This is a genomic window from Microbacterium binotii, from assembly GCF_021398715.1.
Classification (GTDB): domain Bacteria; phylum Actinomycetota; class Actinomycetes; order Actinomycetales; family Microbacteriaceae; genus Microbacterium; species Microbacterium binotii_A.
In genome coordinates, this window is record NZ_CP090347.1 from 3,098,560 (window position 1) to 3,121,150 (window position 22,591).

19 protein-coding genes are annotated in these 22,591 nt (G+C 69.7%); 9 read left to right on the plus strand and 10 right to left on the minus strand.

Features of this window, described 5'->3' with window-relative positions; all coding sequences use genetic code 11:
- Positions 1–18 precede the first annotated feature (18 nt).
- Together LXM64_RS15015 and LXM64_RS15020 are read right to left on the minus strand one after the other, a co-directional pair.
- Positions 19–1,650 carry an AMP-binding protein gene (locus LXM64_RS15015; RefSeq protein ID WP_234073914.1) on the minus strand — a complete coding sequence of 544 codons (1,632 nt, stop codon included), beginning with the start codon at positions 1,648–1,650 and terminating at the stop codon, positions 19–21.
- Between the two features lie 74 nt (positions 1,651–1,724).
- Positions 1,725–2,189 (minus strand): MaoC family dehydratase, encoded by a 465-nt coding sequence (locus LXM64_RS15020; protein WP_234073915.1) that lies wholly within the window; start codon positions 2,187–2,189, stop codon positions 1,725–1,727.
- Positions 2,190–2,316: 127 nt separating this feature from the next.
- On the opposite strand from LXM64_RS15020, the gene LXM64_RS15025 reads away from it, so the two are divergent.
- The 3 genes from LXM64_RS15025 (at position 2,317) to LXM64_RS15035 (ending at position 4,373) form a co-directional block, all read left to right on the plus strand.
- Positions 2,317–2,949 (plus strand): Type 1 glutamine amidotransferase-like domain-containing protein, encoded by a 633-nt coding sequence (locus tag LXM64_RS15025; RefSeq protein ID WP_234073916.1) that lies wholly within the window; start codon positions 2,317–2,319, stop codon positions 2,947–2,949.
- 66 nt (positions 2,950–3,015) lie between these two features.
- On the plus strand, positions 3,016–3,459 hold the full coding sequence (locus LXM64_RS15030; RefSeq protein WP_234073917.1) for a MarR family winged helix-turn-helix transcriptional regulator: 444 nt from the start codon (positions 3,016–3,018) through the stop codon (positions 3,457–3,459).
- Positions 3,460–3,791: 332 nt separating this feature from the next.
- Complete coding sequence (locus tag LXM64_RS15035; protein ID WP_234073918.1) at positions 3,792–4,373, plus strand: hypothetical protein; 582 nt, start codon at positions 3,792–3,794, stop codon at positions 4,371–4,373.
- 276 nt (positions 4,374–4,649) lie between these two features.
- Here the strand turns inward: LXM64_RS15035 and LXM64_RS15040 are convergent, their stop codons facing one another.
- Positions 4,650–6,008 carry an aminomethyl transferase family protein gene (locus tag LXM64_RS15040; RefSeq protein ID WP_234073919.1) on the minus strand — a complete coding sequence of 453 codons (1,359 nt, stop codon included), beginning with the start codon at positions 6,006–6,008 and terminating at the stop codon, positions 4,650–4,652.
- Between the two features lie 129 nt (positions 6,009–6,137).
- Between LXM64_RS15040 and LXM64_RS15045 the strand changes: the two genes are divergently transcribed.
- Complete coding sequence (locus tag LXM64_RS15045) at positions 6,138–7,073, plus strand: LysR family transcriptional regulator (protein ID WP_234073920.1); 936 nt, start codon at positions 6,138–6,140, stop codon at positions 7,071–7,073.
- On the opposite strand, the gene LXM64_RS15050 is transcribed toward LXM64_RS15045, so the two are convergent.
- Both LXM64_RS15050 and ligM read right to left on the minus strand, forming a co-directional pair.
- Positions 7,064–8,068, minus strand: a complete 1,005-nt coding sequence (locus LXM64_RS15050) for a hypothetical protein (protein ID WP_234073921.1) — start codon at positions 8,066–8,068, stop codon at positions 7,064–7,066. The two genes, LXM64_RS15045 and LXM64_RS15050, sit on opposite strands and share 10 nt — an antisense overlap.
- Before the next feature lie 122 nt (positions 8,069–8,190).
- A complete protein-coding gene (ligM, locus tag LXM64_RS15055) occupies positions 8,191–9,594 on the minus strand; it encodes a vanillate/3-O-methylgallate O-demethylase (RefSeq protein WP_202876821.1) in 1,404 nt (467 codons plus the stop codon).
- 210 nt (positions 9,595–9,804) lie between these two features.
- Here ligM and LXM64_RS15060 point away from each other — a divergent pair, with 210 nt between their 5' ends.
- The 4 genes from LXM64_RS15060 to LXM64_RS15075 are packed head-to-tail and all read left to right on the plus strand — an operon-like array spanning position 9,805 to position 13,360.
- A complete protein-coding gene (locus tag LXM64_RS15060) occupies positions 9,805–10,560 on the plus strand; it encodes a PIG-L deacetylase family protein (RefSeq protein WP_234073922.1) in 756 nt (251 codons plus the stop codon).
- Positions 10,557–11,264 carry a 4-carboxy-4-hydroxy-2-oxoadipate aldolase/oxaloacetate decarboxylase gene (locus LXM64_RS15065; RefSeq protein WP_234073923.1) on the plus strand — a complete coding sequence of 236 codons (708 nt, stop codon included), beginning with the start codon at positions 10,557–10,559 and terminating at the stop codon, positions 11,262–11,264. The genes LXM64_RS15060 and LXM64_RS15065 overlap by 4 nt, the downstream gene beginning before the upstream one ends.
- Entirely contained in the window at positions 11,251–12,324 is a 1,074-nt protein-coding gene (locus LXM64_RS15070) for a PrpF domain-containing protein (protein ID WP_234073924.1), read from the plus strand. Before LXM64_RS15065 ends, LXM64_RS15070 begins: the two co-directional genes overlap by 14 nt.
- Positions 12,325–12,343: 19 nt before the next feature.
- The gene (locus LXM64_RS15075) at positions 12,344–13,360 is read left to right on the plus strand and encodes a VOC family protein (RefSeq protein WP_234073925.1); all 1,017 of its coding nucleotides are present in this window, start codon (positions 12,344–12,346) and stop codon (positions 13,358–13,360) included.
- A gap of 6 nt (positions 13,361–13,366) precedes the next feature.
- Here LXM64_RS15075 and LXM64_RS15080 read toward each other — a convergent pair whose 3' ends face one another.
- From LXM64_RS15080 to LXM64_RS15090, 3 genes are all read right to left on the minus strand, one after another.
- Positions 13,367–14,479 carry a 5-methyltetrahydropteroyltriglutamate--homocysteine S-methyltransferase gene (locus LXM64_RS15080; RefSeq protein ID WP_234073926.1) on the minus strand — a complete coding sequence of 371 codons (1,113 nt, stop codon included), beginning with the start codon at positions 14,477–14,479 and terminating at the stop codon, positions 13,367–13,369.
- Between the two features lie 119 nt (positions 14,480–14,598).
- Positions 14,599–17,391, minus strand: coding sequence for a DUF6351 family protein (locus LXM64_RS15085; protein ID WP_234073927.1), 2,793 nt, complete (start codon positions 17,389–17,391; stop codon positions 14,599–14,601).
- A gap of 113 nt (positions 17,392–17,504) precedes the next feature.
- Positions 17,505–18,377 carry a PaaX family transcriptional regulator C-terminal domain-containing protein gene (locus tag LXM64_RS15090; RefSeq protein ID WP_234073928.1) on the minus strand — a complete coding sequence of 291 codons (873 nt, stop codon included), beginning with the start codon at positions 18,375–18,377 and terminating at the stop codon, positions 17,505–17,507.
- A 130-nt stretch (positions 18,378–18,507) separates the two neighbouring features.
- On the opposite strand from LXM64_RS15090, the gene LXM64_RS15095 reads away from it, so the two are divergent.
- Positions 18,508–19,590: a leucine-rich repeat protein gene (locus LXM64_RS15095; protein WP_234073929.1), complete on the plus strand. Its 1,083-nt coding sequence runs from the start codon at positions 18,508–18,510 to the stop codon at positions 19,588–19,590.
- Between the two features lie 3 nt (positions 19,591–19,593).
- Here the strand turns inward: LXM64_RS15095 and LXM64_RS15100 are convergent, their stop codons facing one another.
- Both LXM64_RS15100 and LXM64_RS15105 read right to left on the minus strand, forming a co-directional pair.
- Positions 19,594–20,514: a serine hydrolase gene (locus LXM64_RS15100; RefSeq protein ID WP_234073930.1), complete on the minus strand. Its 921-nt coding sequence runs from the start codon at positions 20,512–20,514 to the stop codon at positions 19,594–19,596.
- A 72-nt stretch (positions 20,515–20,586) separates the two neighbouring features.
- Entirely contained in the window at positions 20,587–22,551 is a 1,965-nt protein-coding gene (locus LXM64_RS15105) for a M13 family metallopeptidase (RefSeq protein ID WP_234073931.1), read from the minus strand.
- Positions 22,552–22,591 lie beyond the last annotated feature (40 nt).

Genomic DNA, 22,591 nt, shown 5'->3' on the forward strand with positions numbered 1-22,591 from the left:
GTGGATGGATGGTGGGCGTCAGTGCACGATGCGCATGGTGCCGGTCGGGGCGTCGACGCCGCCGACGAGCGCCCGCAACCCGGCCTTGAGGCGCGGCAGGTCGACTTTGCCGTGGGGGCTGCGCTCGAGGGTGTCGCGGATCACGAGATGCCGCGGCTTCTTGTACCCGGCGAGACGGGCGTCCAGGTGCGTGCGCAGGGCCTCGGCGTCGATCGCCGCCCCGCCTGCGGGAACGACGACGGCAGTCACCACCTCGCCGTAGCGCTGGTCCGGCATCCCGAACACGACGGCGTCGCCGATGGCGGGGAAGGCGAGCAGTGCCTCCTCCACCTCCGCGGGATAGACCTTCTCGCCGCCGGTGTTCACGACGGAGCTCCCCCGGCCGAGCAGCTCGACCGTCCCGTCTCCGTGCGCGAGGGCCCAGTCGCCGGGCATGACGTGGCGCACACCGTCGATGACCGGGAAGGTGGCTCGGGTCTTCTCCTCGTCGCGGAAGTATCCCTTCGGCAGCGTGCCGCGGAACGCCAGGATGCCGCGTCCGCCGTCGAGGTGCTGCACCTGCTGGAGGTCCTCGTCGAGCACGACCGCACCCGGCAGCAGGCGCAGCTCGCCCGGGAGATCATCGGCGGATGCGGTGACGTTGACGGCGTAGGGACCGCCCTCCGTCGAGGCGAGCAGGTCGGTGATGACGATGTCGCCGCTCTCATGGAACCGTCGCTTCACCTGGGTGCTGAAACGCATCCCGGAGCTGATGATGGAACGGACGTCGCCGAAGCCCGAGACGCCCGCGCGTTCGAGCGCGTCGACGAGGGGCAGACCGATGGCGTCGCCGGCGATGACGAGGCGCGTGGCCCGCTCGTCGAGGGCGAAGCGCACCGCGGCGTCGGCGTCGAACCGCGCGGAGGGCAGGATGAGCACCGTGCCGCCGAGCACGAGGGTGTTCATCGACGTGAACAGAGCCGTGCCGTGCAAGAAAGGCGCGAGCGGAAGCGTACGGGTGACCGGCGGGTCGGCGGCTGCGGCGACGACCTCGGCCATGGACGTCGGCACCTTGAGCCCCGCTGTGCCGTAGATGGAGTACAGCTGCACCGAGAGGATGTCTTCGGCTGCCCAGACCACCGCCTTGGGCGCACCCGTCGTCCCGCCGGTGTACAGGCGCAGCTCTGCCCCCTCCGGCGGTGTCGGGAGAAGCTCGTGGGGTGTGGCGACCGCATCCGCCCACGTCGTCCCCGCGGCGGGCGTGAGACTCGGGCCGTCGTCGATGACGATGAGCTCCGGCGCATGCTCCCACCCCTCGAGCGCATCGTGCACCACATCCGCGAGCGACGTGGGGTACACGAGCACCCTCGCGCCGGAGTCCTCGAGCAGCGCACGCACCTCGACCGCGCGATACCGGTAGTTCAGGGGAACGGGCGCCAACGCACGGGCGAAGCAGGCGAAGAGCGTCACGAGGTACTCGGGGCGGTTGTAGAGGAGGATGGCGACCGAATCCCCGGGCCGAAGCCCCGCCTGTGCGAGATGCCCCGACAGTGCACCGGCGTCGCGCGCGAACCGCTCGTAGGTCATGGTGACCGTGGGCGTGACGACTGCGGGCCGGTCGCCGAACGCCCGTGCGATCTCCTGCCACACGTCGCTGTAGTGGCCTCTCATCCGAACCCCTTCGTCCGATGTGGCCCGCCAGGCGGCGGGCAGCCGAGCGCGGACGACGGCGTCCGCACGGCGCGTCAGTGGTAGTAGCGCAGCACCAGCTCCGCCACACATGCGGGCTTCGCCGCATCCTCGACCTCGAAGGTCACCGGCACCTCGATCTGCACCCCGCCGGCCACCTCGCTCGCGGTTCGCACCTCTCCCGACACCCGGATGCGGCTGCCGACGGGTACCGGGGCGGGGAACCGCACGCGGTTGAGCCCGTAGTTGATGCCCATGCCCGCATCCTCGACCTCGAAGACCTCTGCCATGAGCGGCACGACCAGGCTCAGTGTGAGCAGACCGTGGGCGATGCGCGTGCCGAACGGTGTCGCCGCGGCCACCTCGGCGTCGAGGTGGATGGGGTTGTCGTCGCCGGTCACGCGCGCGAAGAGGTCGACCTCGTCCTGCGTGATCCGCCGCCAGGACGACGGTCCGAACGTCCGGCCGGCGGAACCGGCGAGATCGGCCATGGTGAGCGAGAGCCGGGTGGATTCGGCCACGGTGTCCTCCTTGCGCATCGTCGCGCGTATTTCAGGATGCCTGAAACCATAGACGGCGTGCGGAGATCCGTCAACACCGCAGCCGGCCGACGGCGGGTGTGTCCGCGGAGCCGGATAGCGTCGAAGCATGAGGCTTCTGCTGCTGTCCTGGCAATCCGGGGCTCTCGCCCCCTTCCTGGCCGACGCGAGCGGAGATCCGGATCGCCGGCTCACGATCGGCTACGTGACGGATGCGCAGGCCGGCATGGCCGGCGCCCCGTTCGTTGCGGCAGAGCGCGCGCGAGTCTCAGCCCTCGGACATGAGCTGCGGGACATCATCGTGCGCGATGCGCGGGCGGATCAGCTGGACGCGACGCTCGGCGGTCTCGACGCGCTCTACGTCGCCGGTGGCAGCACCTTCGCCCTCCTCGAGGCTCTGAAGACGACGGGCAACGACGCCGTGATCGTCGACCACGTGAGAGCAGGCCTCCCGTACATCGGGACGAGTGCCGGCTCGATCATCGCGGGCCCCGACATCGCGCCCGCGTCACTCATGGACGACCCGGCCGACGGTCCGCTGCTGCGCGACACGCGGGGCCTCGCGCTCATCGACACGACCATCGTTCCCCACGCCGACGGACTGCTCCCGCCGTACCCGCCTGAGCTGATCGACCGCATCCTCCACACCTACGGCGTCGACCACCGCCTGCAACCGCTCCGCGACGACCAAGCGCTCCTCGTCGACGTCCGCGGCGCCCGGGTCATCGCGTCCGGCGAGTGAGCCGGACGCGTGCTGCGAGATTCCCGTCGCGGGTGCGCTAACGTGATCGCCGCGGAGGAGGCCCGGATGTCGGCACAGCGAGGCAGTCTCGTCTACGCGGTCAAGCAGCTCGAGCTCGCCCTACGCCCCCGGTTCCTCGCCGCGTGCGCAGCGGCAGGAATGACAGGGGCTCAGTACACGGCACTGACCGTGCTCCGTCGACGTCCCGGCATCAGCAGTTCCGAGCTCGCCCGCCGCTCCTTCGTTCGCGCGCAGACGATGGCCGGGATCATCGATCCGCTCGTCTCCGATGGTTTCGTGCGCCGTGAGAGCGATCCGGCACACGGCAGGCGCATCCTGCTGTATCTCACGGATGAGGGCGCCGCCGCGCTCGCATCCCTCGACCCGCAGATCGCGGTCGTCGAGGAGCTCATGCTCGCCGAGTTCGACGACGCCGAGCGCGAGACGCTGGCCGAGCTTCTTCGGCGCGCCCGCCGATCGCTCGACGAACAGGGCCACCGCCCCGCGTGAGTGCCCGCGCCCTCACGGCGCCCTCACGGCGCCCTCACGACCCGGGCACCGCACGGGCTGCCGCTTGGCGAGCGCACCACGACCGCTGCGACGCGGCGCGCTGGCGTGTCTCACTTGTTCACCTTTGCCGGGCGAATTGCGTGCTTATGTGAGACACGGTCGCGGCGGAGCGCGCTCCGTGTCCCAACCGTTCACGCGTTTCAGGCGATGTACGTGCACAAGTGAGACACGGATGCGGCGCGATGCGCGTGCGCGCGGAGCATGAACGCAGAATGCGGCGCTCGCCTCATCCGTCTCGTCATGCGGCGCTGAGCCCACACTATGTTGGGGCTATGCGGCTTCGCTCACTCTCGGCTCCCGTGGTGATCCTCTTGGCCTGTGTCGCGGTGACGGGGTGCGCGTCCGACGCGACCGCAGCGGACGAAGGCGCGGAACCGGCTCCCGTCGCGACGAGCGAGTCACCGGCGCCCTCCGCCGGAGAGGCGGCGGACCTGGCGCAAGCTCAAGCGTGGCTGGACGCGACAAGCCTTCCCTCGAGCGCCGTCCCGCTAGAGGGCACGCCTCCGCACTTCGACTCGTTCACAAGCTGGCCGTGCGGCCCCTACGAAGAGCTGAGGGGCTACTGGCTGGTCCCGAACACCACGGTCGCGGCCGCCGGCACCTGGTTGCTCGACAACCCCCCGGCCGACCTCATCACCACACACTTCTGGCCTCTGGCCGAGGATGGCCCAGGATCCGATTCGGCGATCATCGGTTTCATCCCCGCCGAAGGCGCACAAGAGGGTGTCGTCTACACCCTCAAGAAGATGGATGCCGACGTGGCCGTGCGGGCGGAGGTGGCGGCTCAGACCGACACCGCCACCTGCCCGCCCCTCCCCGACGGCGGCATGTACGGCGCTCCGGGGCAGGGGTGAGACACGGGGCCGCCGCTGGCAGAGGTACCCAGCGCAGTGCCCCTCCGTGTCTCACTTTTGCAGGTCAACGAGGCGCTCCGCGTGCGCGATTGAGACACGGGAAGGATGCCGGGTCCTGATGTCTCGATTGTTCACGCCTATCGGCTGATTCACGTGCACGAGTGGGACACGGATGCAGGGGGATGCGGGAAGGCCCGCTCGAGCGGGAGGAGACCACCGCGACCTGCCGCCCTGACCGAGAGGACCTGCACGGCACACCCGGACGTCCGTGCCCCCTCACCCCGCTCGGTAATTCTCCCGGGCGAAGCGGGAGTAGGGCGCGGGGGCGACGGTTGCGCGGATCTCGACCTGCCGATGCCGCTCGACGGCGGGCTTGACGGAGTTGGGCTCCTCACCCCACGTCAACACCACCTCGGTCCCGGGCTCCGCGTGCGAGGCGGCGATGCTCGCGAGCGACACGAAGGCCTGCTCGTTCGTGATGTAGCCGCAGTCGTGTGAGATGCCCACATCCACGCCGTCGGCACGCACGCGATCGACCTGATACAGGCCGTACCGCGCCTTCGGGAAGTCGATGTACTTGGCCGGCAGTCCGTCTTCTACGAGGGAGCGCTGCGCGGCCGCGAGGTCGTCGGCGTTCCAGACCAGCGTCACCTTCACCCGCTGCTCGGCGGCGGCGTGCGCTTCGAGCGCCGCACGGCCGATGAAGTCGTGGTCGAACGCGACGCTGCGCCCGTACCCAAGGTCGTACGGCGTCAGGTAGTAGTCCTCGATGCGGTCGGACGCGAAGCTCCCGGCGAGGGAGCCGAGGCGTGCGGCGGGCAGCCACGCGAGGTAGTCCTCCATCTGCGCGCCCGAGAAGATGGCGGGCAGCGGCGAGGGGACCCAGGCCGACTCGAGGTTCGCGGACGAGTACGCCTTCGCCCCCACGAGCACCAGGTCGAACTCCTGCCCCGCCGCGATGATCGCCTCGCGGATGCGGGCGCCCTCCGCCCACGGCCCGAACAGCTCGAAGCCGGGCTGGCCGGCCATCCCGTGGCGCAGCGAGCGCACCGTGACACCGGCGATCTCGAACGTGGCCATTCCGAAGAACTTCGTGGGCGGCACGGGAGCTCCGGTCAGCTTCTCCATGAGGGCGAGAGCGTGCGGGCCCTGCAGCTCGTAGCGGTAGAACACGGGGTCGACACCGGGCTCGCGCATCAGCGTGTTCGCGTCGCGCTCGAAGGTGACGTCGTAGTCGCTTGTCTCGCCGATGAACTGCACCCAGTCCAGCACCATGTACCAGCCCACGAGATCGAACACCTGCTCATCGAGGTGGAACAGGATCGCGTCGCCGATGAGATATCCCTCGTGATTGACCGCGATGAACTGCTTCGCCGCATCCACCGGGAACCGGGCGAACGAGTTCACGCCGGTGTCGCTCAGCAGCCGCAGCGCATCGGGACCGGAGATGAACAGGTCGGTCATGTGGTGCGACTGGTCCAGCAGCGCCACGCTCTCACGCCACGATCGCTGCTCGCTGCGCCAGTTGCTGAACTCCGGTGTCACCGGGAAGATCGTCGGCTTGCTCTGTGCGTTGCGCAGCAGGTCGACCGGGTTCCCCACCTGGGCGATGGCGTCGAAAGCGGATGCGGACATGTGAACTCCCTCGTTCGGACGGGCGACCGTGCCCGCATCCACAGGTTAAGAACCCGACGGCATCGACAGGACGTATCCCGATTACCGATACTTATGCGGAGGCAACGATGCCTCAGTCGGGAGCAGTCGTTGGATCTCAACCTCATCCGCGTGTTCGTGGCGATCGCCGAGACGCGGAGTCTCACGAGCGCCGCGCGGCGCCTCTACGTCACCCAGCCGGCGGTGAGTCAGGCCCTCGGGCGCCTGCGGCGCGAGCTGGACGACCCGCTGTTCCGACGGGTCGGCCGCGTGATGGAACCGACTCCGCTGGCCGACAGCGTCTACCCGGGGTTCCGCGATGCCCTCGCCGCCGTCGATCGCACGCTCGACGGCGTGCACCGGTTCGCTCCCGCCGACTCCGAACGCACCTTCCGCATCGCGCTGTCCGAGCTCGGCGAGATCGGGTGGCTCCCCGCGATCGTCCGCGCGGTGCGCGCCGCGGCGCCCCGGATGCGGATCGACGTCGTGCCGATGGATGTGTCGGCCCTCCCCGACTGGCTGGGCCGCGGCGTCGTCGATCTCGCGGTCACGCCCTCGCACGTGCCGGGCCCGTTCGGGCGGACGGTTCTGAAGTCGCAGGGCTACGGCGTCGCGATGTCGGCCGCGCATCCGCTCGCCGATGAGCCGTTGACGCTCGATGCGTATGCCGCGGCCTCGCACGTCGCAGTCGCCAGCGACTCCGGGGCACCCGCCCTCGAGCGCGCACGCCGCGCGCACGGGATCGAGACCGACGCGCGCATCGCCGTGAACCACCTGGCGTCACTTCCGCCGCTTCTCGCGCGCAGCGGCGATCTCATCGCGACGCTGCCGGACACGATCGCGCTCGGGTGGACGCAGACGTGGCCACTCGTGGTGCGCCCGTTGCCGTTCGAGATGCCGCCCGTGGAGATCGCGCTCTACCGACGGTCGAGCTCCCAGCATCCTGCCGCGCTGGACTGGCTCTTCGAAACCGTCGCCCGCGCGATCCGCGGCTCCTCCGGTCGGTTCGAGGCCATCCACGGCGAGGCGGCAGGAGCTCACGGATAGGAGATGCTCAGCGAGTCCCCGTCGATCGAGTACGGCCCGCTGAGACCGAGAGGTACTCTCTCAACCACGGGCGCAGACGCACCCTCGGGCGCGTACGTGGCGGTCGCCTCGCCGCCCTCCGCGAAGAAGTACCCGGCGTCAGCGTCGATCTCGGCCTCCGGGTACTTCTCGATCGTCCACACGACCGGCACGTCGCGCGCGTTGAGCCCGGCCGAAAGAGGGCAGCCCTCCGGCCGCCAAGTGTTCTGCGTCGTGCACGCGTCGAGAAGCAACGTGATCTGCCGATCGAGTTCCTGCGTGAAGTGCTCGTTCGGCTCGAGGGCGACGGTCTGTGACCCATCCAAGAGTGTCGGAGAGACCAGAGTGTCCGTATCAGTCTGGAAGAAGGTCGACTCCGCGGCCTCGATTGGATACACCGCAGGAAACAGCGGGAGCGGAATGTACGACTCGCCGGCCACCGTCGGCAGCTCCACACCGCTGACCCGGTACGCCGGGCTCGATGAGGTGACGATGATCGTGTTCGTAGCCGGGACCGTGACCATCCAGCGATCCGGACTCAGCCACGCTCCCTCCTCACGCTCCAGAGTCACTCCGGCGGAGTAGTGCTCCCCGCCCAGCGTGTAACGCACCTCGAAGTCGGCATAGGTACTGCCCACATACCCGTCGCGGACCTCGACATCGTTGATGCGCTCGACGGCGCTGCCGAGCACCGCGTCGGTCAACAGAAGCGGATCAGGCTGCCCCCTGGACTCCGGCGGCGTGGGCGCCTGGAGCTCCACGGCAGCGGACGCTTCGCCGGCGGCGATGTGGGCGAAGTACTGCTCGGCCGTCTCACGCGCCGACGGGGTTCCGCCGGCAGCAAGCATGATCGGAGCAGAGATCACGGCGGTCAGCACGACACCCAGGAAGGCGCCAGCCAGCATCCACAGCAGCACTTTCGAGGGGCCGGGACTCGACGCCGCCAGCGGCGGATGCGGCGCGTTCTGACCCGTCATGACTCCCCCTGACATGCGTGACGCCCCCAAGTCTAGAGAGATGTGGGGGCGTCACGCCGGCGCCGAGGCGCCTGGGTTTCCGGAGCGACCCGCGCGACCCCTTCGTCGCGCGGGGCGCTCGCTCAGAGGCTTCCGGTGGTGCGCCACCCGCCCTGGTACTCGGCGCGCGCGGTGACCGCGTACGGCACGGGGCTGACGACGGCGCGAACCGCGATCTGGTCGTGCGGCTCGACCGTGGTCTTCTTCGACCCGCCGTCGGGCTCACCCCAGACGACGCGCACCTCGGCGCCGACCGGCACGTCGCGATCGACGGTCGCCAGCGAGAGTCCGCGCTTCTCGTTCGCGGTGACACCGGTGAACAGCGAGAGCCCGACGTTGTTGCCGTCGGCGTCGATGACCGCGTCGTAGTTCGACGAGCCGTAGTTGGCGTTCGGGAGGTCGAAGAACTGGTAGCCGACGCCCTCGCGATCGATGACGCTCGTGAGGATCTTGGCCAGGTCCTCGTCGTTCCAGGCGAGCGTGACCTTCTTGCGCTGCGTCTCGGGGTCGATCTTCTCGAGCGCATCGCGACCGATGAAGTCGTGGTCGAACTTCACGAACGAGCCGTAGCCGAGCTCCCACGGGTTCAGGTAGTAGTCCTCGATGTTCTCCGAGACGAACGACCCGGCGAGCGCGTTGATCGCCTCGTAGCTGTTGGCGGGGAGCCACTCGCGGTATGCGCGCTCGGCCTCACCCGTGTAGATCGCCGGCAGCGGCGACGGGATCCATCCGGACTCGAGCGTGTTCGAGGAGTAGGCCCGGGAGCCGCAGGGCTCGATGCCGAACTCGCGGCCCGCCTCGAGCACCGCGTCGCGGATCTTCTGGTGCTGCGCGTACGGGCCCCAGATCTCGAGGCCGGGAGCGCCCGCCATCCCGTGACGGAGGGTGCGCACCTTCTCACCGGCGATCGTCATCTCTCCCATGTGGAAGAAGCGCACCTTCTCGAGCGGTCCGCCGTTGAGCTTCTCGATGATGCTCCAGGCGTTCGGGCCCTGGATCTGGAAGCGGTAGTAGTCGCGGTGGACCGCGGCGCCGTAGGGGCGCGAGGGCGAGCGGTCGTCGTAACGGAACTCGACGTCGTAGCCGCCGGTCTCGGCGTGGAACTGCAGCCAGTTCGCGCCCGGTGCGCGGCCCACGTAGACGTATTCGTTCTCGGCCTCGTGGAAGAGGATGCCGTCGCCGATGACGCCGCCGTTGGATGCGGTCGGCACGAACTGCTTCGCGGTGTTCAGCGGGAAGTTCGCGAACGAATTGATACCGGTGTCGCTCAGCAGCTTGAGCGCATCCGGCCCCGAGACGAAGAAGTTGACCATGTGGTGCGTCTGGTCGTATAGCACGGCCGTCTCGCGCCACGCCTTCTGCTCCCGACGCCAATTGGAGAACTCGGCCGGTACGACCGGATAGATATAGGTGCCGAGCTGCGAATCGCGCAGCATCTCGACGGTGTTCCCTCGCTCGTCCAGCAGCTCCTGCAGCGTCCGCGCCATGATTGCCTCGACTTCCTCGTCTGTGGGCCTGCCGCGATGATAGGCGGCTTTTACCTCTGCCCATAGTGGTTTCGCCGTCTCAGATTGTCAACAAAATCTTGACCATTTCGCAGCCCGTGTGATTCGCTGAGCCCACGAATCGGCACCGGCGTCGACTCCGCACGCCTGCCGCCACGCGTCGGCTCGATGCCGCCGAACCAAGGAGCGGATATGCCTGCAGCCACCCCGGCGCTACTCGTGGTCAGCGCCCACGCGGGCGACTTCGTCTGGCGGGCCGGCGGCGCGATCGCCGCCGCCACCCTGCGTGGCGAGCGCGCCACGGTCGTCTGCCTGAGCTACGGCGAGCGCGGCGAGTCCGCGAGTCAATGGCTGGCGGGGAAGTCGCTGGCGGAGATCAAGGAGATCCGCCGGTCAGAGGCGGAGGCGGCCGCATCCGCGCTCGGCGCCGACATCGAGTTCCTCGATCTGGGCGACTATCCGCTGCGCGAATCCCCCGAGGCCGTCGCGCGGCTGGTCGATGTCTACCGCCGGGTGCAGCCGACCGTCGTGCTGACACATCCGCTGCACGACCCGTACAACGGCGACCACCCGGCCGCCGCGCGCATGGCGCTGGAGGCGCGGGTTCTGGCCCAGGCGATCGGCGTCGCGAACTCGGACGGCTCGTTCCCGACGAAGGAGACCATCATCGGCGCCCCGCCGGTGTTCTTCTTCGAGCCCCATCAGCCCGAGCAGTGCGGCTTCGTCCCGGATGTCCTGCTGGACATCACCGCGGCGTTCGACAAGAAGCGCGCCGCGATGGAGTGCCTGCCCGCGCAGAAGCACATGTGGTCCTACTACAGCGATCTGGCCGTGCGCCGCGGCGTGCAGGTCAAGCGCAACGCGGGCCCGAACCTGGGTCTCGCCCACGACACGATGGGCGAGGCGTACATGCGCTACTTCCCGCAGGTCACGGGAGTGCTCGAGTGAGCCCGCATGTCGTCGTCACCGACATCGCGCGCGAAGAGGCCGACCTCGTCGACGCGTTCGCCGCGCTGGGCTCGGCCACCGTCCACGAAGCGCTCGGCCGCACCGGGTACGCCGGAAGCACGATCCGCCCCATCCAGCAGGGATCGGCGATCGCCGGCAGCGCCGTCACGGTGCTCACCGCCCCCGGCGACAACCTCATGGTGCATGTCGCCATCGAGCAGGCCCGCGCCGGCGACGTGATCGTCGTGGTCGCCACCGGACCGTCCCCGTTCGGGCACATCGGCGAGCTCATGGCGACGCAGATGCAGGTCAAAGGCGTACGCGGCTACGTCACCTCCGCCGGGGTGCGCGACACGGCCGAACTGCGCGCGATGGGCTTCCCCGCCTGGAGCCGCTACGTCTCGGCGCAGGGGTGCCTGCGCGACAGCCCCGGCTCGGTGAACGTCCCGGTCGTCCTGGACGGCGTCGTCGTCGAGCCCGGAGACATCGTGGTCGCCGACGACGACGGCGTGACGATCGTTCCGCGGATGCGGGCGGCAGCCGTTCTCGATGCGGCGCGCTCGCGCGCGGCACGCGAGGCGACCAACCGCGCGAAGTACGAGGCCGGGGCCAGCTCCATGGACATCAACGGTCTGCGACCGGTCATCGCCGAGCTCGGCGTCGCCTACGTGTCCCAGGCGGAGCGACGCGATGCCGACTCCTGATCCGGTACGCGACGGCATCCGCTGCCTGCTCATGCGCGGCGGCACCTCCAAGGGCGCCTTCTTCCTCGCGTCCGACTTGCCCGCCGACCCGTCCGCGCGCGACGACCTGCTGCTGCGGATCATGGGGAGCCCTGATCCAGCACAGATCGACGGACTGGGCGGCGCGCATCCGCTGACGTCGAAGGTCGCCGTCGTCGAGCGCTCGAGCGATCCCGGATGCGACATCGACTATCTCTTCCTCCAGGTGAGCGTGGACGAGCCCGTCGTCGCCGATGCACAGACGTGCGGCAACCTGCTGGCTGCGGTCGGCCCGTTCGCGATCGAGCGCGGGCTCGTCGCAGCGGATGCGGGCGAGAGCGTCCTGCGCATCCGCCTGCTCAACACGGGCGACATCGCCGAAGCCCGATTCTCGACCCCTGACGGGCGGGTCGAGTACGACGGCGACGAGGCGATCGCGGGCGTGCCCGGTACGGCCGGCCGGATCGCACTGACCACCCGCGGACAGAAGCCGCTGCTTCCCACCGGAGCGGCGACCGACGAGATCGCGGGCCACCGCGTCACCCTGGTCGACAACGGGATGCCGGTCGTACTCATGGATGCCGCCGAGTTCGACGTCGCCGGAGACGAGAGTCCGGAAGAGCTGGAGTCCCGCACCGAGCTCCGCGAGCGGATCGAGACGATCCGCCGGGCCGCCGGCCCGCTCTTCGGACTGGGCGACGTCTCGGCGCAGACGGTGCCCAAGATGTTCCTGCTGTCGCCGCCGCGCCGCGACGGAGCAGTGGGCACCCGGGCCTTCATCCCGGCGCGCGTGCACCCCACGATCGGGGTGCTGATGGCCGCATCCGTCGCCGCCGGCATCCGCATCCCCGGCGCCGTCGGATCCGACTTCGCCGTGCTCGGCGACGGCGAGCAGACGCTGCTCGAACACCCCGGCGGCACCTTCGCCGCCACCGTCGCCGTCACCGGCGACGCCGCATCCGGCTGGCGCGCGAGTTCGTCGTCGGTCCGCACCGCACGAAAGATCTTCGACGGGCTCGTCTTCCCGAGACCCCGCCGCTGACCGTCAGAGAGGACACACCATGGCAACGCGCGACAACTTCGACCTCGCACACCTGGGCGGCGTCGAGCTGTTCACCCCGGTCTTCGAGGAGAGCCTGCATTTCTTCCGCGACCTGCTCGCGATGCGGGAGGTGGCCCGCATCGGCGACTCCGCCTACCTCCGCTGCTGGGACGAGTACCAGCTGTACACGCTCAAGCTCACCGCATCCGACACCAACGGCGTCGGCCGCACGCTCTTCCGCGTCACGAGCCCCGAGGCACTGGAGCGTCGCGTCGCGGCCATCGAGGCGGCCGGTCTCGGCCACGGCTGGCGCGAGCCCGAGGTCGGCGTCGGCCGCTCGTACGAGTTCGAGGATCCGGACGGCCACCTCATGGGCATCTACTACGAGACCGAGCACTACGTGCCCGACGACGAGGATCGCCCGGCGCTGAAGAACCAGGCGTCCGCGTTCCCCGGACGCGGCGTGAACGCCCGCCGCATGGACCACATCAACTACCTGGCCAGCGACGTGACGAAGGCGGGCGAGTTCTGGCGCGACGTCATGGGTGCCCGCGAGTCCGAGCGGGTGCGCCTGGACAGCGGCGGGTACGCGGCCTGGTGGTTCCGGTTCCAGCAGAAGTCGTACGACGTGGTCTACAGCGAGGACTGGACCGGCGAACACGGTCGGTTCCACCACTTCGCGCTCGCCCCCGACACCCGCGAGGACATCCTCAAGGCCGCCGACATCTTCCTCGAGAACGGCGTGCACATCGAGTTCGGGCCGTACAAGCACGCCATCAACCAGACATTCTTCATCTACGTCTGGGAGCCGGGCGGAAACCGCATCGAGCTCGCCAACGCCGGCGCGCGCCTCATCCTCGACCCGGACTGGCCGGTCGTGGAGTGGTCGCAGGCCGAGCGGGCCAAGGGCCAGGCCTGGGGGGCGAAGACGGTGCCGACCTTCCACACGCACGGCACGCCGTTCCTGGCGAACCAGGCCGAGATCGACGAGGCGGCGATGAAGGGCGAACCGATCCCCGCGCCGCAGAAGCGCTGAGCGGGCTCAGCCCCAGACGGATGCGGCGATGTCGACGACGGCACGCACCTTCGCCCACTGCTGATCCTCGGTGAGCTCGTTGCCCTCCTCCGTGGAGGCGAACCCGCACTGGGGGCTCAGAGCGAGCTGATCGAGCGGGGCGAAGGCTGCGGCCTCGTCGATGCGGCGACGGATGTCGTCGGCGCTCTCGAGCTCGCCGGTCTTGGTGGTCACCAGGCCGAGCACGACGCGCTTGTCACCCTCGGGCAGGAACCGCAGCGGCTCGAACCCGCCTGCGCGCTCTGAGTCGTACTCGAGGAAGTACCCGTCGTAGGCCGTGTTGCCGAGCAGCTGCTCGGCAACCGGCTCGTATCCGCCGGACGAGATCCAGGTGGAGCGGAAGTTGCCACGACAGACGTGCGTGGTGACGGTGAGGTCGGCGGGCTTGTCGTCCAGGATGCGGTTGAGCAGATCGGCGTAGCGCTCGGCGATGCCGTCGGTGTCGATCCCGCGGGCGCGGGCCTTCTCGAGTTCCGCCTCCGAGCACAGGTATGCCCATGCCGTGTCGTCGAACTGCAGATACCGCGCGCCCGCCGCGTAGAACGCGTCCAGCGCGTCGCGGTAGGCGGCGACGAGATCGTCGACGATCGCCTCACGCCCGTCGTAGACGGCACCGTCGATGTGGCCCGGCTCCAGCCGGAAGTCGAGCACGGTCGGCGCGGGAATCGTGAACTTCGGCAGCAGACCGGTGCCCTCCGCGATCGCCGCGAGCGAGCGGTAGTGCGCGAGGAACGGGTGCGCGTCGTCGAATCGGATGGGTCCCGTGATCTCGATGCCTCGCGGCTTGGTCTGCACGCCCTGGAACTGGATGCCGTGGTCGAGTTCCACGATGTCGACACCGCCGAGCATCCCGAAGAAGTCGAAGTGCCACCACGAGCGACGGAACTCGCCGTCGCTCGCGACCTCGAGACCCGCGGCGCGCTGACGGGCGACGAGGTCGACGATCTCCGCGTCCTCCACGGCGCCCAGCTCGGCATCCGTCAGCTCACCCGACGCGTGACGTCGCCGGGCGGCGGCGAGGCCCGGCGGGCGGAGGAAGCTTCCGACGATGTCGGCACGGAACGGCGCTGAAGTGCTCACGTCGCGATGCTACCGACCCGGCCATGCGTGCGGGCGAAGGACCGGCCTGAGTTAACCCCGGTGACGTCGATCGCAGCGCAGCGGATGCGGGGAGGCGTCGAGCACCTCCCCGCATCCGATCAGGAGCGCGCCTGGCCGCCGCGACGTCGCGCGAGCACGACGGCGCCGCCGCCGAGCACCAGGACCCCCGCGCCCAGAGCGAGAAGCTCCCATGGAACCGTCCCGCCCGTGGCGGCGAGGGAGCCCGCAGGAACGATCGTGATGGGCACGCGCAGCGGTTCGAGATCGCCCGAGGCGATCACGAGCGTGTGCGCACCCGCGGGGATGCTCGCCGGGATCGTCGCACGGATCGTGATGCGGCCCTCCGCATCCGCGGCGGGAATCCCCGCCAGCACATACGGCTCGCTGCGGATCTCGGCGGCGATGCGCTGACCCGGCGTGAGCCCCGCGACCCGCGCGACGAGGGTGCCGCCCTGCTCGAAGCGACCATCACCCACGTCGACCGTCGCCCACACCGACGCGCTCGGCGACGGCGACGGCGGGTTCGAGGGAGACGACGCCGCGGCCACCGGGGCGGTCGCGGCGGAGACACGGGATGCCGGCTGGTAGCCCTCGGCGGCCACCGACACACGCACCGTGAGCGCCGCGCCCTCGTGCGCCGCCTCGGGCGTGAACGAGGCCGACACGGCGCCCTCGATCGCGACGCCGTCGGCGAACCACTGGTAGCCGAGCGTCGCGCCCGGCGTCGCGCTCTCCGCCGACACCGAGAGCTCGGCGCCCACGCGGGCCTCTCCCGCGATCACGGGCGGCTCGAGGGCCGCATCCGGCTGCGTGTCGAAGCTCTGCCAGACGCCGGCGTAGTCCACCCGGCCCTGGCTGGGCTTCGACCAGTCGCAGACCCCCGTGGGGAAGGCTGCGGTCAGCCGCTGCCACTGCCCGTCGGTCATGACGGGGTAGTCCGCGCGCACCGGCTCCGCCAGCTGGCACTTCAGGACGTCGCGGGAGAGGGATTCTCCCGCGACGTAGCGAGGCTCCGAGTGGTAGGGGAACAACTGGTTGCAGGTGCTCTGCGTGTTCTCGTAGTCGAGCTGCTCCGAGACGAATCCGTCATCGGTGTAGCACCCGTCCCCGAGACCTGCGGGGCGCGCGGCGACCGTCCGCGCCCGGTCGCCGAAGCCGCCCATCGCGACGATGTTGTCCAGCCACTCCTCCAGCTTGTCGAGACCCGCGGTGTACATCGCGCTCGCGTACCCCGCGTCCTTGCTCGTCCAGCTGACGTGGGTGTCCGCGTTGCCGTAGGCGTCGAGCATCCGCTCACGGATGATCGCGGAGCGGTAGCGCTCGTGGAAGTCTCCCGTCGGGTCGGTGTAGCGACGCATCTCGATCACCGGCGTGTAGGCGAGCCCGCCGGTCATGAGGTTGATGCGGCCGGTACGATATGCCTGCTCGATGGCCTCGACGCTCGCCTCGGACCGCGCCGAGGTGCGCGTGCCATCCACATCCATCCCGCCGGCGTTCTCGTTGAGGGTGACGAACTGCTCGGGCGAGATCGCGCCCGACTGGAGAGCGGCCAGACCGTACTGCACCCCCACGTTGTCCGGGAGGACGCGCTGTCCGCGACCCTGGTCGTCGACGCCGTAGACGTTCTGCACCATGTCGGCGATCGTGCATCGCAGTCCGTCGGGGTTGGCCTCCGACCAGCGGTCGCCGACCGGAACGGCGGCGTTGCAGCCGGCGCGCGGGTTGTCGACACCGGTGAACCAGGTGAAGCCGGTGCAGGTGAACAGCTGCGCGTGACCCGTGACGGCGAGCTTCTGCGCGTCGGTCCATCCGGCCCCGGCCGGCGAGCTCCAGAATCCGAGCAGGTTGGTGCAGTCGTGTCCGGCGACGGTCGTCGTGCGCTCGTCCGGGTAACCGATGTCTCCCATGACGCCGTCGATGATGCCGGGGTAGTTGTTGGCCAGCAGGAGTTGCTGCATGGTGCCGGCCGAACCGCCCGAACCGATCGTGTAGGTGACGGGCCCCACCTGCTCGATCACGTGTTCCTTGACCATCATCGCGGTCTCCGCGCTCGTGACGTCGTTGCAGTTCTGCGCGAACACGTTGAAGGTCGCCGAGGCGACGATGTAGCCGCGCGAGAGCAGCATGTCGTTCTCGACGCCGCCCGTGCTCGATCCCTGCCAATAGCCCACGCCGCAGGCGCCGCCGAAGGTGTAGGCGAGCTTTCCGTTCCAGCCAGCCGCACGCGCGGCATACGTGGGCGCGGGGTCGGCGGGTCCGGCGAGCATCGCCGTCTCGTAGACCGCGCGGTTGATGGTGCCGCGCTCGAGCCGAACGACGTAGGGGACGGTGCGACCCTCGACGGTCGCGGTGGCGACGTCGCCGGGCGTGGAACCGTCGGTGGGATAGTCGGCCCAGGCTCCGCCCGTGGTGCGGTAGCGGAAGCTGACGCGCGCCTCGGCCACGTGACAGTTCTCGTCCGTGGGCCCGAGGTTCCACGGCGCCCCGGATGCGGTGCAGTACATCGGATGCTGGGGACCGGAGAAGACCGGGCCGTAGGCGGGATGGTTCTGGATCTCGAGGGTCTCGGAGTTCGATGCCGATCGCGCCGTCACCTCGCTCGTCCCCAGGGGCAGATCCTCGACGAGTCCGATGAGACGTCCGTTCACGGCGATGAAGGAGGCGGTGACGTCACGCCCGTCCGCGATCACGACCGTGGCCTCGTCCGCGCCGTCCACCGCGATGAGCGCGTCGCCTCCTGTCACGGTGTCCGCGCGACCCGAGAGCACGGTGAGCGAGAGGTCGTCGGCGGCGGCGGCCGATCCGAGCGGAACGGCGAGCGCCGCCACCACTCCGATCGCGGCAGCGGCGGACGCGAGCATCCTCGCGCGAGGTCGTCGATGTCTGAGCATGCAAGATCCTCCGATGTGACGTCATCGTCATGGGGATGCCTCGTTGCGCCCCCTCGGGGATGAGAGTAGAAGTAATTGTTACGAGCGTCAATGAATCTTTACATAAGGTGCACTCAGGAAAGCCGCTGCGGGCGGATCAGAGGAACCAGCGCCGGCTCGATGGCCGCGACGTGTTCCCGCATCCGTTCCTCCGCCGCAGGTCCGAGCGCGTCGTACACGGCGACGAAGGCCTCGCGTGCGCGTTCGCGCGGCCACGCCGCGGGCATGAGGCGCATCGGATGACCGGGCTCCGTATGACGGAACGATTGCCAGGCCAGCATGAGGGACGTACGCCGCTCGAGCGCCGCCGCGGGCGCGAGCTCCCGCCCGCCGTCGCCGACCCGCGTGAGGAACTCGGCGTAGTCCCGCTCCACCTCGGACAGATCCCACGCGCGCGTCGGACTGTCACCCGGCGCTGTGGCCAGCACTCCCCTCAAGGTGGAGACCTGCCCGACCCCGAGCCGACCCAGGGCGTCCACCGCAGCGTCGACGGAATCGAAGGGCGAGATCCACACGCCGTCGTACAGGGGGGCGTACCCCAGCCAGCGCAGCCGGGTGCGGGCGGCATGACGCAGGGGGCGCTCCTTCTCCGGGATCGAGAAGAGCACCGCGCTCCACAGACCGTCCCACGCCGGATCCTCCCGGCCGAAACGCTGCAGCCACTGGGCTTCGTCGGCCAGCACCGACGCGCCGCGATCGGTGAGGGCGTGACTCGTGCGCCTCCCCGACTTGCTCAGGATGAGAAGGTCGCGGTCGGTCAGCCGCGTCAGGCTCGCCCGCGTCGCGGGCGCCTTCACTCCGAGATCCGCCATCGCGGCCAGCAACGCACCGGTCGGCATCGGCGCGTCCACCCCCCACCAGTAGTCCCCGAAGAGGGTGAGGATCTGATGCGCCGGCGACCGCTTGCGGCCGATGCTCACGGTCGGCGCCTGTCGGGTGTCGCTCACCGCCCCATTCTCGCAGCGCGCATCCCGCGATTCGTGTGGTCACGAGGTGGTGGTCGCCGTCGAGGCCGCCGGAAGTGAGGGCGAGTCAGCGATCGTCGCCCTCAGGCCTCCGCGCCGATAGCGTCCGGCCATGCCCGACACACGACGCCCCGCTTCCCGGCGCCTCCCGCGCGCACTCCAGGGAGTGGCTGCCGGCGCCCTCGCCGCCGCACTGCTGCTCTCCGCTGCGCCCTCCGCATCCGCCGCCGACACCGAGGTCGACGGCTTGACCTATGCACTGGGAGCCGACACCGCCACGGTCACCGGGCAGGCGAGCCCCACCTCCGCCGTCGTCATCCCGCGGCAGATCACGGTCGACGGCGTCACCTACACGGTCACGGCCGTGGGGGACAGCGCGTTCGACCGTACCGGCGGTACGGCGCTGACCTCGCTGAGCCTGCCGGACTCCCTCACGGACATCGGGTTCGCGGCCTTCCAGAGCAACGCGCTGACCTCGCTGACGCTCCCCGCCTCCATGCGCACCGTCGGCGATCAGGCGTTCGCGCTCAACCCGATCAGCATCGTCACGCTCAACGAGGGACTCACCAGCATCGGCAGCTTCGCGTTCTCGCAGAACCAGCTCGAACGGGTGACGCTTCCCTCCACCGTCACGAGCCTGGGCTTCGCGCCCTTCGGCGACAATCCGCTCGCGGTCCTCGAACTGCTCGGTCCGCCGCCCACCACCTTCGGCACGATCGCGGTCACGCCGCCGGCCACTGCGCTGTACCCCTGGCGATTCGGCGAGGCCCGCTTCGCGGGGGGCTACACAGAGCCGACCTGGAACGACCTGCCCACCACCGCGGTGGCCACCGTCGCCTTCGACACCGCCGGCGGTGACGCCATCGACGCCCAGTCGGTCGTGCTGGATGCGGGAGCCACCGCGACGCGTCCCGCCGATCCCGTCCGCGACGGCTTCACCTTCAGCGGATGGCGCGCCGCGGGCGCCGCGTACGACTTCGCGACGCCTCTCACGGGTGATCTGACCCTCACCGCAGAGTGGACCCTCGCTCCGCTGCCCGGCAGCCCCACGCCGACGCCCGCGTCCACGCCGGCGGTCACGGAGCTCGCCCACAGCGGCGTCGACCCGCTTCCCTTCGCGTTCGGAGGCCTCGGGTTGCTGGGCGTGGGAATTCTCGCGGCCTTCGTCGCGCGTCGGGCACGTCGACGCGCGTGAGGATCAGTACACGTATTCCATGAGCTCCACGCCGAGCACGCGGAAGGCGTCGTGCACCCGCAGCCGGTGTGCGATGGAGAGGTCGTCGAAGCACACGAACAGCGCGTAGGCGACGCCGGCACGGGGTCCGGCGAGCACACCCGCCTCCGTGCGGATGCCGGATGCCCGCCCGGTCTTGTTGACGAACAGCAGTCCGTGCTCGTCGTTGTCGTGCGCGAACGGATCGAGCCCGGTGGCGGCGGCCACGAGCGAAAGGTCATGGCCGTGGCTCAGCCATTCGGCGACCTGCGCGCTGACCCCGGCGCTGACCGCAGTGCTGTTCACGAGCTCGGCGAAGAGGTGGGCGTACTCGCGGGCCGCACCCAGCGCCACGTGCGGCGCATCGTCGGGCCCGCGCGTATCGCGGAAGCTGTCCATGAGGGCGGATCGGGTGAGCCCGAGCTGCTCGACGCGAGCGCGCACCGCGGGAAGCCCCACCCGCGACATCAGCGCGTTCGCGGCGAGGGCGTCGCCCGACGAAGCCGCGAGCAGCGCCACATCGATGAGCGGCAGCGCGGGCGCCTTCAGGTGCTGCCAGACACCCGATACGGCCACGGGTTCGATGCCCGCCCGGTCGATGATCTCCAGCGGGTTCAGTGTGCCCGCCTCGAACTGCGCGGCGGTCTCCACGAGGAGCGGCACCACCCCGAGCCCCGCGATCGGAAGGCTGCGGAAGTCGTCGCCGGCGAGCACCGCCGAACCGAGGTCGAGGTCGTCGATGCGCACCGAGACCTGCGCCCCCGATGCGGCGAGCGCGTCCAGAGCCTTCAGGGTCGAGGTGAACGAACGCCGTCCCGCGGCGGCGCGGCGCGGAAGGCGCTTCGCTCCCCGCCGCGAGGGCGGCGCCGATTCCGTTCCGCGAGAGGCCTCGGGGGAGCTGGGCACGGCGCAGGTCCTTCCTACCGGTTCGGGCATCGGGGATGCGGGCGAGACTACGCCCGGCGGGTCACGGCTCAGTTACCAGATGGTGACGCGCTGGTCGGCGTCGAGCCACAGCGCGTCGCCCTCGGTGACATCGAACGCCTCGTAGAACGCATCGATGTTGCGCACGATCTGGTTGCAGCGGAACTCGTTCGGCGAATGCGGATCGATCGTCAGCAGACGGACCGCCTCCGCGTCACGGCTCTTCTGCTGCCAGATCTGCGCCCAGCTGAGCAGGAGTCGCTGGATGCCGGTCATCCCGTCGATGACCGGATCCTCCGCGTCCCCCAGCGACAGCCGGTACGCACGGATCGCGATGCCGAGACCGCCGAGGTCGCCGATGTTCTCACCGATCGTCAGCGCTCCGTTGACGTGGTTCTCCTCCGGCAGCCCCTGCGGGACGAGAGCGTCGTACTGGGCGATGAGGTTCTTCGTGCGCTGCTCGAAGGCCTCGCGGTCCGCATCCGTCCACCAGTCGCGCAGCGACCCGTCGCCGTCGAAGCGGCTTCCCTGGTCGTCGAACCCGTGCCCGATCTCGTGACCGATGACCGCGCCGATGCCGCCGTAGTTCGCGGCCGCATCCCGGGTCTCGTCGAAGAACGGATACTGCAGGATCGCAGCGGGGAACACGATCTCGTTCATGAGCGGGTTGTAGTAGGCGTTGACCGTCTGCGGCGTCATGTACCACTCGTCGCGATCGATCGGCTGCCCGACCTTGCCCAGCTGGCGATCGTGCTCGTGCACGTGCGCCCGGCGGACGTTGCCGACGAGGTCGGCGGGGTCGAGCTCGAGACCCGAGTAGTCCTTCCACTTCACCGGGTAGCCGATCTTCGGCGTGAAGGCGTCGAGTTTGGCGAGCGCCCGCTCGCGGGTCTCGGGGCTCATCCACTCCAGCTGTGAGATCGACTGGCGGTACGCCTCGATGAGGTTGGCGACCAGCTCGTCCATCGCGGTCTTGGCCGCCGGGGGGAAGTGCCGCTCGACGTAGACCTTGCCGACGACCTCGCCCAGCGCCGCCTCGACCAGGCCGACGGCGCGCTTCCAGCGCTCGCGGTTGACCGGGACGCCGGTGAGCTGGGTGCCGTAGAACGAGAAGTTCTCGTCGACGAAGGACTCGGGCAGGAACGCGGCGGCGGCGTGCACGATCTTGAAGCGCAGCCACGCCTTCCAATCATCGAGGCGCAGCTCGGTGAGCACCGTCCCGAGCGCCTCGATGAAGCTCGGCTGCGAGACGACGATCTCGGCGAACGCATCCGGATGGTGCGGGGCGACGCCCTCGAGCCAAGGCGCGAGGTCCACGCCGGCCAGCGCGACGACCTCGTCCCACGTCTTGAGGTTGTAGGTCGCCACGGCATCGCGGCTGCGGACGTTGTCCCAGTGGTGCGAGGCCAGCTCGGTCTCCAACGCCACCACGCGTTCCGCGGCGTCCGCCGCATCCGCGACGTCGGCGAGCGTCAGGATGCGCTCGATGTGCTGGCGCAGCGCCTGACGGGTCTCCTCGAAGGAGTCGAGGCGGTAGTAGCTCTCGTCCGGCATCGACAGACCGCCCTGGATGAAGAAGGGCAGATAGCGCTGCGGGTTGCCGGGATCGGGCTCGACGTACAGCTCGACGATGCCGCCGACGCCGTCGCGCTCCAGCTCCCCCACGAGCCGGAGGAGCGAGGCGACATCGCCGACCGCATCCACACGCGCCAGCTGATCGGCGAGCGGCTCGGTGCCGCGCTCGGCGATGCGCTCGGTGTCCATGAAGCTCGTGTACAGGTCGCCGATCTTGCGCGCCTCGGTGCCGGGCTCCGCATCCTGCGACTCGAGGATGATGGCGCGGACGTCCTTCTCCGCCTGCTCGGCGAGAAGGTGGAACGAGCCCCAGCGCGCCTTGTCCTCGGGGATCTCGGTCCGGGCGATCCATTCGCCGTTGACGTAGCGGAACAGGTCGTCCTGCGGGCGGATCTCGTTGCTCAGCTCGTCGAGCGCGAGACCGGAACGGGGGGAGTCGGTCATGCGCACAGGATATGCCGCGCCGCTGAGTGGAGGCTCCAGC

Coding starts and splice junctions, on each gene's coding strand:
- LXM64_RS15015 (WP_234073914.1), bottom strand. CDS start 1,650: ATGAGAGGCCACTACAGCGACGTGTGGCAGGAGATCGCACGGGCGTTC.
- LXM64_RS15025 (WP_234073916.1), top strand. CDS start 2,317: ATGAGGCTTCTGCTGCTGTCCTGGCAATCCGGGGCTCTCGCCCCCTTC.
- LXM64_RS15030 (WP_234073917.1), top strand. CDS start 3,016: ATGTCGGCACAGCGAGGCAGTCTCGTCTACGCGGTCAAGCAGCTCGAG.
- LXM64_RS15035 (WP_234073918.1), top strand. CDS start 3,792: ATGCGGCTTCGCTCACTCTCGGCTCCCGTGGTGATCCTCTTGGCCTGT.
- LXM64_RS15040 (WP_234073919.1), bottom strand. CDS start 6,008: ATGTCCGCATCCGCTTTCGACGCCATCGCCCAGGTGGGGAACCCGGTC.
- LXM64_RS15050 (WP_234073921.1), bottom strand. CDS start 8,068: ATGACGGGTCAGAACGCGCCGCATCCGCCGCTGGCGGCGTCGAGTCCC.
- ligM (WP_202876821.1), bottom strand. CDS start 9,594: ATGGCGCGGACGCTGCAGGAGCTGCTGGACGAGCGAGGGAACACCGTC.
- LXM64_RS15060 (WP_234073922.1), top strand. CDS start 9,805: ATGCCTGCAGCCACCCCGGCGCTACTCGTGGTCAGCGCCCACGCGGGC.
- LXM64_RS15070 (WP_234073924.1), top strand. CDS start 11,251: ATGCCGACTCCTGATCCGGTACGCGACGGCATCCGCTGCCTGCTCATG.
- LXM64_RS15075 (WP_234073925.1), top strand. CDS start 12,344: ATGGCAACGCGCGACAACTTCGACCTCGCACACCTGGGCGGCGTCGAG.
- LXM64_RS15085 (WP_234073927.1), bottom strand. CDS start 17,391: ATGCTCAGACATCGACGACCTCGCGCGAGGATGCTCGCGTCCGCCGCT.
- LXM64_RS15095 (WP_234073929.1), top strand. CDS start 18,508: ATGCCCGACACACGACGCCCCGCTTCCCGGCGCCTCCCGCGCGCACTC.
- LXM64_RS15105 (WP_234073931.1), bottom strand. CDS start 22,551: ATGACCGACTCCCCCCGTTCCGGTCTCGCGCTCGACGAGCTGAGCAAC.